The sequence below is a fragment of the Mesorhizobium sp. M0848 genome, from assembly GCF_040319805.1.
In the GTDB taxonomy this organism is placed as follows: domain Bacteria; phylum Pseudomonadota; class Alphaproteobacteria; order Rhizobiales; family Rhizobiaceae; genus Mesorhizobium.
This window is the reverse complement of sequence record NZ_JAMYOM010000028.1, coordinates 50193-65524: the sequence shown is the minus strand read 5'-3', so window position 1 is coordinate 65524 and position 15332 is coordinate 50193. Positions and strand designations below refer to the sequence as shown.

The 15332-nt window shown below is 62.1% G+C and carries 11 protein-coding genes; 10 read left to right on the top strand and 1 reads right to left on the bottom strand.

What is annotated here, in order from left to right; all coding sequences use genetic code 11:
• Positions 1-14: 14 nt before the first annotated feature.
• Positions 15-1274 carry a sarcosine oxidase subunit beta gene (locus NKH95_RS27430; RefSeq protein ID WP_023812337.1) on the bottom strand — a complete coding sequence of 420 codons (1260 nt, stop codon included), beginning with the start codon at positions 1272-1274 and terminating at the stop codon, positions 15-17.
• Positions 1275-1530: 256 nt separating this feature from the next.
• Here NKH95_RS27430 and NKH95_RS27425 point away from each other — a divergent pair, with 256 nt between their 5' ends.
• From NKH95_RS27425 to NKH95_RS27380, 10 genes are all read left to right on the top strand, one after another.
• Entirely contained in the window at positions 1531-4017 is a 2487-nt protein-coding gene (locus NKH95_RS27425; RefSeq protein ID WP_023812336.1) for a mechanosensitive ion channel family protein, read from the top strand.
• Positions 4018-4171: 154 nt separating this feature from the next.
• Positions 4172-4435, top strand: a complete 264-nt coding sequence (locus tag NKH95_RS27420; protein ID WP_023812335.1) for a hypothetical protein — start codon at positions 4172-4174, stop codon at positions 4433-4435.
• A gap of 202 nt (positions 4436-4637) precedes the next feature.
• Positions 4638-6071 carry a UbiA family prenyltransferase gene (locus NKH95_RS27415; RefSeq protein WP_023812334.1) on the top strand — a complete coding sequence of 478 codons (1434 nt, stop codon included), beginning with the start codon at positions 4638-4640 and terminating at the stop codon, positions 6069-6071.
• A gap of 2 nt (positions 6072-6073) precedes the next feature.
• Positions 6074-7426, top strand: coding sequence for an FAD-binding oxidoreductase (locus NKH95_RS27410; protein WP_023812333.1), 1353 nt, complete (start codon positions 6074-6076; stop codon positions 7424-7426).
• A gap of 123 nt (positions 7427-7549) precedes the next feature.
• Positions 7550-7999, top strand: a complete 450-nt coding sequence (locus NKH95_RS27405) for an EamA family transporter (RefSeq protein WP_023812332.1) — start codon at positions 7550-7552, stop codon at positions 7997-7999.
• Positions 7996-9003, top strand: coding sequence for an NAD-dependent epimerase/dehydratase family protein (locus NKH95_RS27400; RefSeq protein WP_128304388.1), 1008 nt, complete (start codon positions 7996-7998; stop codon positions 9001-9003). Before NKH95_RS27405 ends, NKH95_RS27400 begins: the two co-directional genes overlap by 4 nt.
• A 104-nt stretch (positions 9004-9107) precedes the next feature.
• Complete coding sequence (locus NKH95_RS27395; RefSeq protein WP_245273256.1) at positions 9108-10538, top strand: aspartate aminotransferase family protein; 1431 nt, start codon at positions 9108-9110, stop codon at positions 10536-10538.
• Between the two features lie 21 nt (positions 10539-10559).
• On the top strand, positions 10560-11792 hold the full coding sequence (locus NKH95_RS27390) for a glycosyltransferase 87 family protein (protein ID WP_023812329.1): 1233 nt from the start codon (positions 10560-10562) through the stop codon (positions 11790-11792).
• On the top strand, positions 11789-12547 hold the full coding sequence (locus NKH95_RS27385; protein ID WP_023812328.1) for an FkbM family methyltransferase: 759 nt from the start codon (positions 11789-11791) through the stop codon (positions 12545-12547). Before NKH95_RS27390 ends, NKH95_RS27385 begins: the two co-directional genes overlap by 4 nt.
• 154 nt (positions 12548-12701) lie before the next feature.
• A complete protein-coding gene (locus NKH95_RS27380) occupies positions 12702-15263 on the top strand; it encodes a GcvT family protein (protein ID WP_352439860.1) in 2562 nt (853 codons plus the stop codon).
• Positions 15264-15332: the final 69 nt, after the last annotated feature.

The window sequence follows — 15332 nt, the reverse complement described above, 5'->3', positions numbered from 1 at the left end:
ACTCTACCTAATGCCTAATGCAGCCGCGGGTTTGCACCCTGGCCCTTGTCGTCGATCACCAGGCCGCGGTGGAAGCGGTCGAGGGTGAAGGGGGCGTTGAGATCGTGCGGCTGGTCCTTGGCGATGGTCCAGGCGAAGCACCAGCCGGAAGCCGGCGTCGCCTTGAAGCCGCCATAGCACCAGCCGCAGTTGAGATACATGCCGGGCAGGGGGCCGGTGGTGATGATCGGCGAGCCGTCCATCGACATGTCGCAAACACCGCCCCAGGAGCGCAGCATGCGCACGCGCGCAAGGCCCGGAAACAGCGCCAGCATTTCGCTCATCACCTCGTCGACGACGGGCAAATTGCCGCGCTGGGCGTAGCTGTTGTAGCCGTCGATGTCGCCGCCATAGATGAGGCCGCCCTTGTCCGACTGCGACATGTAGAAATGGCCCATGCCGAAGGTGACGACCGTGTCGATGAAGGGTTTCAGCGATTCGGTGACGAAGGCCTGCAGCACATGGCTCTCGATCGGCATTGTCTCGATACCGGCAAGCTGCATGACACGCCCGGTGCTGCCGGCGACCGCAACGGCCACCTTCCTGGCGCGGATGTCGCCACGGGACGTCGTCACGCCTGAAATGCGGTCGCCGTCGCGCAGGAAGCCGGTGACCTCGCAGTTTTCGATGATGTCGACGCCGCGACGGTCGGCGCCGCGCGCATAGCCCCAGGCCACCGCATCATGGCGGGCGGTGCCGGCGCGTCGCTGCATCAGGCCGCCAACCACCGGAAAGCGCGCGCTGTCGGAGATGTCGAGCGCCGGAATCAGACGTTTGATCTCAGCCTTCGTCATCAGTTCGGCATCGACGCCGAGATGGCGCATGGCATTGCCGCGTCTTGCATAGTCGTCGAACTGGGCCGGCGTGTGCGCCAGGTTCAGGCAGCCGCGCTGCGAGAACATGACATTGTAGTTGAGCTCGTGCGAAAGGTTTTCCCACAGCTTCATCGAGTGTTCGTAGAAGCGGGTGTTGGCCGGCAGCAGATAGTTCGAGCGCACCGCCGTTGTGTTGCGGCCGACATTGCCGGAGCCGAGCCAGCCCTTTTCCACAACGGCGACATTGGTGATGCCGTGTTCCTTGGCAAGATAATAGGCGGTCGCCAGCCCATGACCGCCGCCGCCGATGATGATGACGTCATAGGACGCCTTCGGGTCCGGCTTGCGCCATGCCGGCTTCCAATCCTTGTTTCCCTTGAGCGCGTTCGCGAGCAGCGAAAAGGCCGAGTACTCTGCCATTGATGTCATCCGGTTCGGGCGATGCGGCAGACTATAGAGCAGGCCGCACCGGCAAAGCCAATATTGCGCCATCGCCTTTCGACTGGCCGACGCATCGGTCAGGGGATCAATGGGGTCTGGGCTCAATGAGAGTCAGGATCAGTGAGGTCAATGATCGGATGAGTCCGCGATGCGACGGCTTGCCCCATGATAGGGCCGTCTTTATCAAGGACAGGCTTTCAAATTGCCTTCGCCGCCGATGAGTCGCCAACAAATCATGCTTTTCCGATTGCTTCGTCTCATTTTGATCCTCACGCTTGTCGTCTCGGCGCCGCTGTCGTTCGATGCGGTGGCACAGGGGCTTGGCCAGGCGCCTGCCGGACTGGTCGCCGACCAGCAGAAGATCATCCAGGCGCTGACGACCAAGACCGACAATTTCGAGAAGCAGATACAGCAGGACGGCGAGGAGGATAGCAGCCTTGTCGATATCCGCTTGCAACTCGAGGAGCTGTCGCGGCAATCGCTGAACAGCGCACTGGCCTTCCGTACGCGTCTTGGCGAGATCAACAGCCGTCTTGAGCAGCTTGGCGCGGCACCTGCCGCGGGTCAGCCGCCGGAGCCCGACATCGTCAGCGGCGAACGCGAGGCGCTGGTGTCGGAAAAGGCGGAGATCAATGCCGTCATTGCGCAAGCCCAATCGCTTTCGATCCGCATCAGCGGGCTGATCGACAAGATCGGCAACATGCGCAGCGAGCTGTTCCGCAATGTGCTCACCAAGCGCTATGTGCTGTCCGACGCGCTCAGCCCGCAGGTCTTTTCGGACGCCAGGGACGAATTCGGCAATTTCTACAAAGCGGTGTCGTCATGGCTAAGCTTCGCTTTCAAGTTCAAGTTCCAGGCCATTCTGGCGGCAACCTTCGTGGCGCTCGGGCTGGCGCTGGTGCTGCTGGTCGGTGGCCGGCGCCTGTTCGGGCGCGTGTTCGAAGCCGACCCTGCCAATGAGGATCCATCCTATCTCAGCCGCTTGTCGGTGGCCTTCTGGTCGACCTTGCTGCCGACGCTGGCGGTTGGCGTGTTCTTGGCCTCCACGGTGTTCTTTTTCAACTATTACAATGTGTTGCGTGGCGACATCGGCCTCTTCCTGAATGCGCTCGCGGCCGTCATCGGGGTGGTGTTCTGCGTCAACCGATTGACCAATGCGGCGCTCGAGCCGCGGCTGCCGAATTGGCGCCTTATCCCCGTCGAGACAGGTCCGGCGCGCTGGCTGGTGCGGCTGACGACCGCCATGGCCGTGGTCATCGGCGTCAATTATTTCCTGTCGGTCATCAACGACAAAATGGGCTCGCCGCTGTCGCTGACCATCGCCCGCAGTTTCGGCGCCACCATCATCGTCGGCGTCATCCTGATCCTGATGGCGATGCTGAGGCCGTTCAAGGCGCGTGACGGAAGCTGGCGGCCTTGGCCGGCATGGCTGCGCTATACGGCGCTTGCGCTCGGTCTTTTCACCATCGTCGCGGCGCTGCTCGGTTACATCGGCCTTGCTCTGTTCGTTTCGTTGCAGGTCGTCGTTACCGGCACCGTGCTGATCACCGCCTATATCGGCTTCCTGTCGGCGCAGGCGATCGGCGAGGAGGGTGCTTTCGCCAACACGACCGTCGGGCGCTGGCTGTCGGCCAAATCCAGCTACGAGGATACAGCCCTCGACCAGCTCGGCCTTGTCGTCAGCGTTGCCATCAATGTGATGATCGTGCTGGTGTTCCTGCCGTTGATCCTGCTGATGTGGGGTTTCCAGCCCGGCGATATCCAGGCCTGGGCCTACAAGCTCGCAACCGGGATCAACATCGGCTCGGTGACGATCTCGGTCACCGGCATCCTCTCCGGCATCGTCGTCTTCGTCATAGGCTATTTCCTGACACGCTGGTTCCAGGGCTGGCTCGACGGTTCCGTGATGGCGCGTGGCAAGGTCGATACCGGCGTGCGCAACTCGATCCGGCTGGCGGTCGGCTATGCCGGCGTCGCGCTCGCGGCACTGGTCGGCATCTCGGCGGCGGGCATCGACCTGTCCAGCCTGGCGCTGGTCGCCGGCGCTCTTTCCCTCGGTATCGGCTTTGGCCTGCAGAACGTGGTGTCTAATTTCGTTTCCGGCCTGATCCTGTTGGCCGAACGGCCGTTCAAGGTGGGCGACTGGATCGTTGCCGGCGATGTCAGCGGCACAGTCAAGAAGATCAGCGTGCGCGCCACCGAGATCGAAACCTTCCAGCGGCAATCGGTGATCCTGCCCAACTCGAACCTGATCAACAATGCCGTCGGCAACTGGACGCACCGCAACAAGCTCGGCCGCATCGACATCAAGGTCGGCGTCGCCTATGGCAGCGACGTCAAGCAGGTTCATGCCGTCCTGCTGGAGATCGCCCGCAGCCACCCGATGGTGCTGAAGAACCCCGAACCCTTCGTGCTGTTTTCCAATTTCGGCCCTGCCGCCCTGGAATTCGAGATCCGCGTGTTCCTGGCCGATGTGATGAACGGCAACATCGCGCAGAACGACATCCGTTTTGCCGTGCTTGAAAAATTCAGCAGCGAACACATCGAGATGCCCTCGACGCCACGCGCCGTGGTCGAGGCCCACAAGCCCAAGGCCTGGCCGACAGACGACGACAAGATCGAGGCCGACTTCGCCGAACAGGAGCAGGTGAAGGCCGAAGCCGAGGCGGAGAAGAAGCGACTAGTCAAGTCCCGCAAAACCAGGAAGCCAGATCCGGACTAGGCTGGGAATCGGTGGGTCTCAACCATCGAAAGCCGATTGCGGCATGAATGGGGCATTCAGTTGCGGTTCAGCTTCCATCTCATATAAGCTCCATGCAAAGGCGAAAATGCCTTGCGAAATGCAACAGAGGCGGTGGGAACACCGATATTGCACCATGTGGAAGTCTCTCGTCGCTGCCGTCGCCCTGGTCGCCGCTATCGGCTCGGTCCATGCCGCGAGCGCGGTCAACAAGGACGCCGAGACCCGAACGCTGGTCGTCACCGAGGGCGGCAGCAAGACCGACCTTGCGTTGGCCGGTGGCGAAACGGTTGAGTTCTGCCCGAATGGCTGCTTCGTCACCTTGCCCAATGGCGACCTCGAAGCCCTGACCGGTTCGGAAACCGTCGAGATTTCGGGCGGTGTCGCCCGCATCAAGTAATCCTGGCGTCACGATTGCGGAGGCCGGGAATTTGCCCGGCCTTTTATCGTTTCCGGTAGCGGTTGTTTAACAATGACGCCGGAAATACCCCCATGGCAGCCGTCTGCAACCGTGCGTTTTAACGTTCGCTACGTCATCGCCCGCTATACCAGCCTCAAGACGCCGAAAAGCGGCGCGCAACTCTACGCGGGCAGGGTAGGACATGGATGCGCGGTCGGACAGGAACGCAATACCGCTTGCGGTCGATCTCGACGGCACGCTGATCGCGACCGACCTGTTGTGGGAAGGGCTGTTCATCCTTCTCAAGAAGAACCCGCTCTATATCTTCCTCGTGCCTTTCTGGGCCGCCGGCGGACCGGCGCGGCTGAAGCAGGCAATCGCGCAGCGCATCGACATCGATCCGGCATCGCTGCCCTATCGCGAGGTGCTGCTTTGCCGCCTCCGGACCGAGCATGCCGAAGGCCGCAAGATCGTGCTGGCGACCGGCACGCCGCGCAAGTTCGCCGATGCCATCGCGGTCCATCTCGGCATTTTCGACCAGGTGCTGGCCACCGATGGTCTCGCCAATCTCACCTCGGGCAGGAAGCGCGCTTCGCTGATCGCAGCCTATGGTGATGGCGGTTTCGACTATGCCGGCAACAGCCGTCACGATCTCCAAGTCTTTGATGCAGCGCGCAACGCGATCGTCGTCGCGCCCGACCGCCATGCCGCGCGCTGGCAGGCGGCACATGGCGCCGAGACGATGCCGGCGCCGAAGCCGACTTTGCGGACCATCGTCAAGATGCTGCGTGTCCATCAGTGGCTGAAGAATTCGCTGATCGCAGTGCCGATGGTGCTCTCGCACGAATATTTCAACACCGACATGATCTGGCAATGCCTGCTGGCATTCGTCTCGTTCAGTGCGGTGGCATCGGCCATCTACATCCTCAACGATTTCTTTGACCTCGCGCTCGACCGCAAACACCTCACCAAGCGCAACAGGCCGTTCGCCAGCGGTGCGCTGTCCATCCCGTTCGGACTTGGCGCGATTGCGATGCTTTTGGCGATCGGCTTCGGCACCGGGCTGTTCTTGTCGCACGAATTTCTGGCTGTGCTTGGCGGCTACATGGTCGTCACCACGGCCTATTCGCTGTCGTTCAAGCGCATGCTGCTGGTCGATGTGCTGACGCTCGCCGGCCTCTACACGATCCGCGTCCTGGCCGGTGCGGCGGCGACCGGCGTCGACGTCTCGTTCTGGCTGCTGGCCTTCTCTATCTTCTTCTTCCTGTCGCTGGCGCTGGTGAAGCGCTTCGTCGAATTGCGCACCACCGCCATTCCGCCTGGCGAGCGCATTGCCGGCCGCGGCTATCGCACCGAAGACCAGGAGATCGTCGCCCAGGCCGGCATGGCCTCGGCCTTCTCCTCGGCGCTGGTGCTGGCGCTCTACATGGACAGTGTCGCGGTGCGGGAGCTCTATCCGCATCCATGGCTGATCTGGCCGCTGGCGCCGATCGTGCTTTATCTCACCATGCGCGTCTGGATCCTGGCGCGCCGCAACGAGATGCATGACGATCCGGTCGTGTTCATCATCCGCGACTGGCGCAGCCAGATCGTGGTGCTGATCGGTGCGGTGATGCTGGTCATCGGGGGCTGGTAGGCATGGCCGCCGGACGTTTCCCAAGCTTTGGCCTTGCCACACCGCCGGCGCCGCGCGCCATCGGGGCCGATGAGGCGATCGCGCTGCTGAAGGGCGGTCGGGCCAAGCCGGCGTCGCTGCTTGCCTATGGCAATGGCCGCTCCTACGGCGATTCCTGCCAGAACGAGGCCGGAGCGGTCGTCGATATGCGATCGCTGAACCGCATCCACGCCTTCAACGCCGAAACCGGTGTTCTCGAGGCGGATGCCGGCGTGCTGTTGTCCGACATCATCGCCCACGCCGCCCCTTACGGCTTCTTTCCGGCGGTTGTGCCAGGCACGCAATTCGTCACGCTCGGCGGCGCCATCGCCAATGACGTGCATGGCAAGAACCATCACCGGCGCGGCACCTTCGGCTGCCATGTCGAGAGCTTCACGCTGCTCAGGTCCGACGGAAGGACCTATCGCTGCTCGGCAGCAGACAATGCGCGCCTGTTTGCGGCGACGATCGGCGGCATGGGGCTGACCGGTCTCATCCTGTCTGCCTCGATCCGGTTGATGCGGGTTCATTCGCTCGACATCGTCGAAAAGGCGACGCCGTTTCGCGATCTCGACGAGTTCTTCGGTTTGGCCGAGGCGGCCGATCAGGCCAATGAATATGCGGTCGCCTGGATCGACCAACTTGCCGGCGGCCGCAATAGCGGTCGCGGGTTGCTGTTTACAGGCAATCATGCCGAGCACGGCTCGCATGCCGCCTCGCGCGCCGGTGGCAATCTCTCGGTGCCGGTCCAGCCGCCGTTCAATGTGCTCAACCGGCCGTTCCTGACCGCCTTTAACGCCGCCTACAGGTGGAAGAAGGGGCGGTCGACGGCGCCGCGCCAGGTTGGCTACCAGGGCTTCTTCTTCCCGCTCGACGGCGTGCGCGACTGGAACCGGCTTTATGGGCCGAAAGGGCTTTTCCAACACCAGAGCGTGGTGCCGGAAGCGGCGGCGCGCGAGGCCGTGCCGGCATTGCTTGCGGCTGCAAGGCAAGCCGGGCAGGGCTCGTTCCTCACCGTATTGAAACGCTTCGGCTCCATCCGCTCGCCGGCGCTGCTGTCGTTCCCGCGTCCCGGCTACACGCTGACGCTGGATTTCCCCAACAGGGGGGCTGCGACGCTGGCCTTGTTGCGGGAACTCGATCGCATCACCGTCGAGGCAGGCGGCGCCGTCAATCCCTACAAGGATGCTCGTATGGGCGCAGACATCTTCGCTTCGTCCTTTCCCGAATGGCCGCGGCTGGAGTTGCTTCGCGATCCCGCCTTCCTATCGAGTTTCTGGGCGCGGACGGCAAGGAAGCTCGACACGCGGCGCTGCGTAGCCGAGGCAGCGGAATAGATATAACTTGAGTAATTCTTGGTTATCGATCGTTAAATCCATGATTCACTCAAAACATTCTTGTGGCTTCACGAAATGTTTGCTGGTTTGTAATAGGAAGCATGAAGGGGTGGCTCGGAACACATGAAATACATCGTCTTCATTCTCTTTACGGTCATGACCAATGCCGCCGCACAGCTGATGCTGAAGCAAGGCATGATGTCGCTCGGGCCGATCTCGTTCGAGGGCGTCAATCCGCTCGTCAAGCTGTTGCAGATCGTTTTCAGCCCCTGGGTGTTCCTTGGCCTCTGCACCTTCGTCATCTCGATGGCCTCGCATCTCTATGTGCTGTCCAAGGTCGAGCTCTCCTTCGCTTATCCGTTCCTCAGCCTCGCCTATGTTGCCGTCGCCATCTTCGCTTATTTCGTCTTCCGCGAGGACCTCAATGGCTGGCGGATCGCCGGCATCGCCTTCATCTGCGTCGGCACGGTGCTGATCGCGCAAAGTGGCCGGGATTTGGGTAAGCAAGGGCATGAGGACCAGACCGCTTCCATCATGCCCGACAAGATCCAAGCAAACGAGATCATTCGATGAGACATGTGATTTTCGGCGGTGACGGTTTCGTCGGCCGCCACCTTGCTCCGAAGCTTGTGGCCGATGGTGAAGAGGTTGTCGTCGCCGACGTCGTCAAGAGCGACCTGCCGCAGTACCGCACCGTCCGCTTTATCCAATGCGACGTCACCGATCCGGCGTCGGTCGCGGCGGTCGGGCTGAAGGCCGATGATATGGTCTACAATTTGTCGGCCAAGATGCTGTCGCCGATCCAGGTGCGGGCCAAGCGGCACGATTTCTTTTTCCCGGTGAATTTCCACGGCACCGAGCACATCATGCAGGCCATGGACAGAGCCGGTGCGACAAAACTCGTCCACTACACGACCGACATGATCTACGGCCACACGGTCACGCAGCCGATGACCGAGGAGCACCCGGTGGCGCCGCTGGGCGAATATGGCTGGTCGAAGCAGAAGACAGAGGAGTTGGCGGCCGAATGGCGCAAGCGCGGCATGTCGATCTCGCTGTTTCGCCCGCGCCTGATCATCGGCCCAGGCCGGCTCGGCATCCTGGAAAAGCTGTTCAAGCTGATCGACTGGAACCTTCCCGTGCCGATGATCGGTTCGGGCAGGAACCCCTATCAGTTCATCTCGGTGTTCGACTGCGCCGAGGCCGCGCGCGCGGCCTGGAAGGCCGGTGTGCCTAATGAGGCCTATAATCTGGGTTCGCTCAACCCGCCGCCGGTCAAGAAATTGCTCGGCGATTTGATCCGGCATGCCGGCTCGAAATCGATCCTGATCCCGACACCGGGCTGGGCGGTCAAGCGCACGCTCGACCTGCTCGACCTCTTCAACATGCCGATCATGGACCCGGAACAGTATCTGATCGCCGACGAGGACTGCGTGCTCGACGTGTCCAAGGCCGGGCGCCAGCTCGGCTGGGTGCCGCAATATCGCGACGAGGACATGCTGATCGCCGCCTATAGCGAGTACCGCGCAAAGAAAGCCGGCCACGCAGTCGCCACCAAACATGTGCCCGCCGAATAGCGGCTCGCAAAACAGCTTTCGTTGCGCCCGATCCTGGTCGTGCGTGCAGACAGGAGATTGAAATGACCGTCATGGCCAAGCCCGAACAGACCAATTTGCGCACCATGGTCAGCGCGCCGTCGCTGTCGCCAGCGACCATCGCCAAGCCCGATTTGATCAGCGTCGAGCAGGCCAAGGCGATGGACGTCGCCCGCATGACCGACCTGTTCAAGGCGCATCTCAACCCCGGCCAGCTGCACTTCATGAAGCTGCTCGGCTTCCACAAGATCAAGATCGAGCGTGCCGAAGGCATGTTCTACATCGACCAGAACGGCCGCAAGATCCTCGACTTCTTCGGTGGTTTCGGATCGCTGGCCTTCGGCCACAATCATCCGCGCATCCTGGAAGCACGCAAGAAATTCCAGGAGGAGAAGCGCCAGGAAATCGCCATCGCCTTCATGTCGCAATATGCGGCGGCACTTGCGCACAACATCGCCAAATGCTCGCCCGGCGATCTCGACATGGTGTTTCTGGGTTCGTCCGGCTCGGAGGCGATGGAAGCGGCGGTTAAGCTCGCCGAGCGCGCCGCCGGTCCGAAGCGACCGAAGATCGTCTATGCCGAGAATTCCTTCCACGGCAAGACCAAGGGCGTGCTGGGCATCACCGACGGCCAGCTCTACCGCGCCGACTTCAAGGTGGCCGAAAACACGGTCCGCATCCCGTTTGCCGACATCGAGGCGGTCGAGCGCCTGTTCCGTTCCGACCCGGAGGTCGGCGTCATCGTGCTGGAAACCATCCAGGGCGGCGGCGGCATCATCCAGGCGCCTGCTGAATATTGGCAGAAGCTAAGGGCGCTGTGCGACCAGTATGGCGTGTTGTGGGTCGCCGACGAAGTGCAGTGCGGCTATGGCCGGTCAGGCCGCTTCTATGCCTTCGAGCATTACGGCGTCATTCCCGATGTGACGGCGCTGGCCAAATCGCTTGGCGCCGGCAAGGCGGCGGTCGGCGCGATGATCGCGCGGCGCGAGGTCTACATGAAGGCCTATGGCACGCCGAAAACGGCGATGATCCATGCCATGGCGACCTTCGGCGGCATGGGCGAGGCCTGCGTCACCTCGATCGAGGGGCTCAATGTACTCTATGATGAAGGGCTGATCGACAATGCCGCCATCACCGGCGACTATTTGCTGCAGCGCCTGCAGACGCTCAGGGAAAAGTACCCGAAGATCATCAAGGAGGTGCGCGGCAGGGGTTTTATGATCGGCCTGGAGTTCCACGACTTCTCGCAGACCTTGCCGATGGTGTTGCGGCCGATCGTCAGCGTGCTCGACGACAAGCTGAAGGGTTCGCTGTCGGGCTTCATCGGGGCGCTGCTGTTGCGCGACTACGATGTGCTGGTCGCCTTCACCGAATACAACCGCAACGTCATCCGGCTCGAGCCGCCGCTGATCTGCCAGCGCGAGCATGTCGACCGCTTCGTCGACGCCTTCGACAGCCTGCTGTCGCGCGGCATCGTGTCGATCGTCAAGGATTTCGTCAAAAGCCAGGTTCGTTAAGCGAGTTCGCTGGGTACAACGATGCTGACCAAGTCGCCCGATCCACAAAACCCGCTCGACCGCCTCATCGGAGCCGGTCTGGCGTGGGGCGAGGGGACTTATGCGCGGCTGGCAGCACCGATCGGCGCGGCGGCCTTCGCGCTCTACATTCTTTTTACAGCGTTCACCGCCTGGGTGATGCCCGACGCCAACTGGGACATGCTGCCCTATCTCGCTATATCGGAGGAAGGCACCTATCCCGATGCGCAGGCGCTGCATGACTATGCCTACAACACTGTCAAATCGGGCGTGTCCGCAGGCGACTATAAGGCGCTGACCGACGATGGAGGCGGCTTCCGCAGTCACATGACGGAGAATGCCGCCGACTTCCATTCACTGCTCGGCATGTACCGGATCAAGTTCCTCTATGCCGAGATCCTGTCGACACTGAGCGCGGTGATGTCGCCGGTCGAGGCAATGCGACTGGTCTCAGTGTTCTCCGTGCTGCTGTTTGGCGCGATCGCGTTGATGTGGCTACGCTCCACAGGGGCATTGGCGTTGGCGCCTATCGTCGGCGCGGTGCTGATCATGGCCGATTTCGGCGATGCGGCACGCGCTTCGACACCGGATCTGCTCACTTCAGCGCTGCTGCTCGGCGGGCTCTATGCCTATGTCCGCGGCCTCGAGGTGGCAACGGCGATCCTGCTCTTCCTCGCCTTCATGGTACGGCCGGACAACATTGTTTTCCTGGCGATTTTCGCTGTGCTGCTGGTCGCGTACCGGCAGAGGGCATGGGGTGCGCTGGCCGGTTTTGCCGCTTCCTTCGTGGCCTACTTCGCCATCTCTCACTGGGCGCATCATCCCGGCTGGGCGCCGCATCTGTGGTTCTCCAGCATCGAGCAGCACTTCAATATGGACGGATTCGAGCCGCCATTCTCGGTCACCACCTATCTCAGGGCGTTTGCCACCTCGCTGCTGCGCGCCGTCAGCCTGAACAGTTGGGTCGGCGTGTCGGTGCTGGCACTGGCCGGCTGGTTTGCTGCCGCCCGCGCCGGCTTCCGCCTCGATCGCCGCGCCGGCATCCTGTTTGCGGCGCTGGTGCTCGGTGCGCTGGCGAAGTTCACCGTCTTCCCGATCCACGACACGCGCATCTATTTCCCCCATCTGATTCCGCCATTCCTGCTGCTGGCGACGCCGTTCATGGCGCTGTGGGCAGCCGTGGCTCGCGGCCAGAATCGCGCTGCCATGCAAATCATTCCCGGAGACAAGTCATGAGTTCGCTATCCAGCCTGGCGCGCGTTGCCCTGTCGCTTGCTCTTCCCAAGGGCGTTCTCGATCGCGGCCCGTCGCTGCGCGGCACCAAGTTCCTGGCCAGGGCGGCGCTGAAGGCGCGTTTTGGTGGTGCAGGGCGACCGTTCCAGATGGTCAATGTCGGCGCCTGCGACGGCGCACTGTTCGACGATGTGACGCCTTGGCTGCACAGGATTCCCGGTGCACGGGCCATGCTGGTCGAGCCGATCCCGTACAACCAGAAGAGACTGCGCGCCAATTATCCAGACACGGACCGCTTCATCATCGAGCCGGTGGCGGTGACGAAGACAAAGGGCACGATAACCGTCCACACCTTCGATGCCGCCGCCCTCGAGGCCGGCACGTTGCCCATCGAATTTATCGGCTGCTCGTCGGTCACCGACACCAATCTGATGTCGGGCAAGAATGCCTGGGGCGAGGCCGACGCCAATTTCAACAAGTTCGCGCCGCATCTCAGGGACATCGAGGTGCCATCCGAGACCTTGCAGACGCTGCTCGATCGCAACGGCATCAGCCATATCGACGCTTTCCTCGTCGATTGCGAGGGCGCCGACTGGATCGTCTTCGAACAGCTGGACCTCAAGCGCTACCGCCCCGGCATGATCAAGGTCGAGGTCGGCGCGCTGCCCGCCCCGGAGATCGGCCAGGTCGTGGTCAAGCTGAAGACATCAGGTTATCAGGTCGGCTTTCAGGCCGAGGACATCTGGGCCTTCGCCTGAGTTAGCCCACCGAAAAGCGAACCGCCCCAGGCGCCGGTGTGAAGCATTCTGCCGTCTGGTCGCTCGGCTTTTTGCCAATGTCGCAAACAGGCTTCAATCGGCCTGCCGCTCCGCCCTATAGTCCGCCCGCTTTATCACTTTGGAGTCGCGGGCAATGGCAGAGTTTCCGAAAAAGGCGAAGGTCGTCATCGTCGGCCTGGGCGGTATTGTCGGCGCATCGATCGCCCATCATCTGATCGAACGCGGCTGGGACGATATTGTCGGCATCGACAAATCAGGCATCCCGACCGATATCGGCTCGACCGCGCACGCCTCCGACTTCTGCTACACCACCAGCCACGATTTCCTGTCGTGCTGGACGACGCTCTACTCCATCGATTTCTACGAGAAGATGGGTCATTACGCGCGTATCGGCGGCCTTGAGGTTGCGCGTGTCGGCGACGACAGCCGCATGGAAGAGATCAAGCGCAAGATCGCCTCCGCCAAGGCGTTTGGCACGCGCGCCCGTCTGATCGAACCGGCCGAGATCAAGGAAAAATTTCCGCTGATCGAAGAAGCGATGGTGCAGGGCGGCCTGTGGGATCCCGATGCCGGTCTGGTCATCCCGCGCTCGCAGACGGTCGCCGGCAAGCTGGTCGACCAGGCGGAAGCCTCGGGCAAGCTCAAATCCTTCGCCAACACGCCGGCTCGGTCGCTTGTCGTCAAGGACGGCCGCATTTCAGGCGTGGTGACCGATCGCGGCACCATCGAGGCCGACTATGTCATCGTCTGCGCCGGCATATGGGGCCGGCTGATCGCGGAAATGGTCGGCGAGGATCTGCCTGTCATGCCGATCGACCATCCGCTGACCTTTTTCGGCCCCTACAACGAGTTTGCCGGCACCGGCAAGGAGATCGGCTGGCCGCTGCTGCGCGACCAGGGCAACTCGGCCTATATGCGTGACACCGGCGATCCAAAGACCGCCGAGGGCGGGCAGATCGAGTGGGGTTACTACGAAGAGACCAATCCGCGCCTTTGCCATCCGCGCGACCTGCTGGAGAAGGACCAGGCGCGGCTTTCGCCCTCACAGCGCGACCTCGACATGGAGCAGATCCTGGCACCGCTCGAACGCGCCATGGAACTGACGCCGATCCTCGGCGAACTCGGCTACAATGAGAGCCATTCCTTCAACGGTCTCTTGCAGGTGACCGCGGATGGCGGCCCGTCCATGGGCGAAAGCCAGAAGGTGCGGGGCCTTTGGTATGCCGTCGCCATCTGGGTCAAGGATGGTCCCGGCATGGGCAAGCTGATCGCCGACTGGATGACCGACGGCCGCACCGCGATCGATCACCATGCCATCGACTATGCACGGTTCTATCCGCACCAGACCAAGGAGCAATTCATCTGGGATCGCTGCACCGAGACGGCGATGAAGGTCTACAATCCGGCGGTGCATCCGCGCGAGCCGTTCTCGAAAGCCCGCAACATCAGGCGCTCGCCGTTCTGGGAACGCGAGAAGGAACTCGGCGGCTATTTCATGGAGCTTGGCGGCTGGGAGCGCGCCCACGGCTACGCCGCCAACGAGCATCTCTTGGAAAAATACGGCAACCGGGTGCCGGTGCGTGAGAACGAATGGGACAACCGCCATTTCTGGCGCGTCTCCAATGCCGAACATCTCGCCATGAGCGAGGATTGCGGCATCGTCAACCTGTCGCATTTCGCTATGTACGACATCGAGGGTCCCGACCATGTCGCGCTGCTGGAATGGCTGTGCGCGGCCAAGATCGGCGGCGACAACAACATCGGTAAGGGCATCTACACTCACTTCCTCGACGAGGAAGGCATGGTGCGCGCCGACTTCACCGTCATCCGCATGGCCGACCGCTGTCGTTTGATCGATGGCGCCGACGCCGGTCCGCGCGACTTCCAGTACATGCGCCGCACGGCACAGGACAAAGGTTTCGACGTCACCATCACCGACGTGACCGAGAAATATGTCACCATCGGCATCTGGGGGCCGAACGCCCGGGCGACGTTGCAGAAGGTGGTCGAGAATCCGGACGGGCTCTCTGTTGAGAACTTCCCATTCGCGGCGATCAAGCCGGTCCGGATCGGCGGCAAGGATGTCAGCGCTTTCCGCATCTCCTATGTCGGCGAGCAGGGCTGGGAACTGCATATGCGCTACGAGGACGGTCTCGCTGTCTGGAACGCGCTGCGCTCGACCGGCGTGATGCCCTTCGGCGTTGAGACCTATGCCAACACCCGCCGTATGGAAAAGAGCCTGCGCCTGCAGAACGCCGACCTTTTGACCGAGTACAACCTGCTCGAAGCCGATCTTGCGCGTCCGAAGGTCAAGGAGAACGACTTTTGCGGCAAGGCCAAACATGTCGAATACCGCGCCCGCGAGCACCAACCGGCCATGCTGTGCACGCTGGTGATGACCAGTAATGTCGATTCCAAAGGCGTTGCCCGCTATCCTGTCGGCACGATGCCGGTGATGGACCCGAAGACCGGCGAGACGCTGGTCGACGAACTCGGCCGCCGGTCGTTCACCACGTCGATGGCCTATGGCCCGACCATCGGCAAGAACATCGGCCTCGCCTATCTGCCATGGGCCTACGCCCAGGAAGGCCGCAAGCTCACCATCGAGTATTTCGGCGAGACATATCCGGTCGAAGTCGCCGCTGTCGGCTACAAGCCGCTTTATGATCCGGAGAATTTGAAGCCGCGCAGTTGAAGCAGCAGAATTTGAGAACGCAAAGCCCGGCCTTGGTCGGGCTTTTCCCTTTTTAAACGGGCTGCTTTC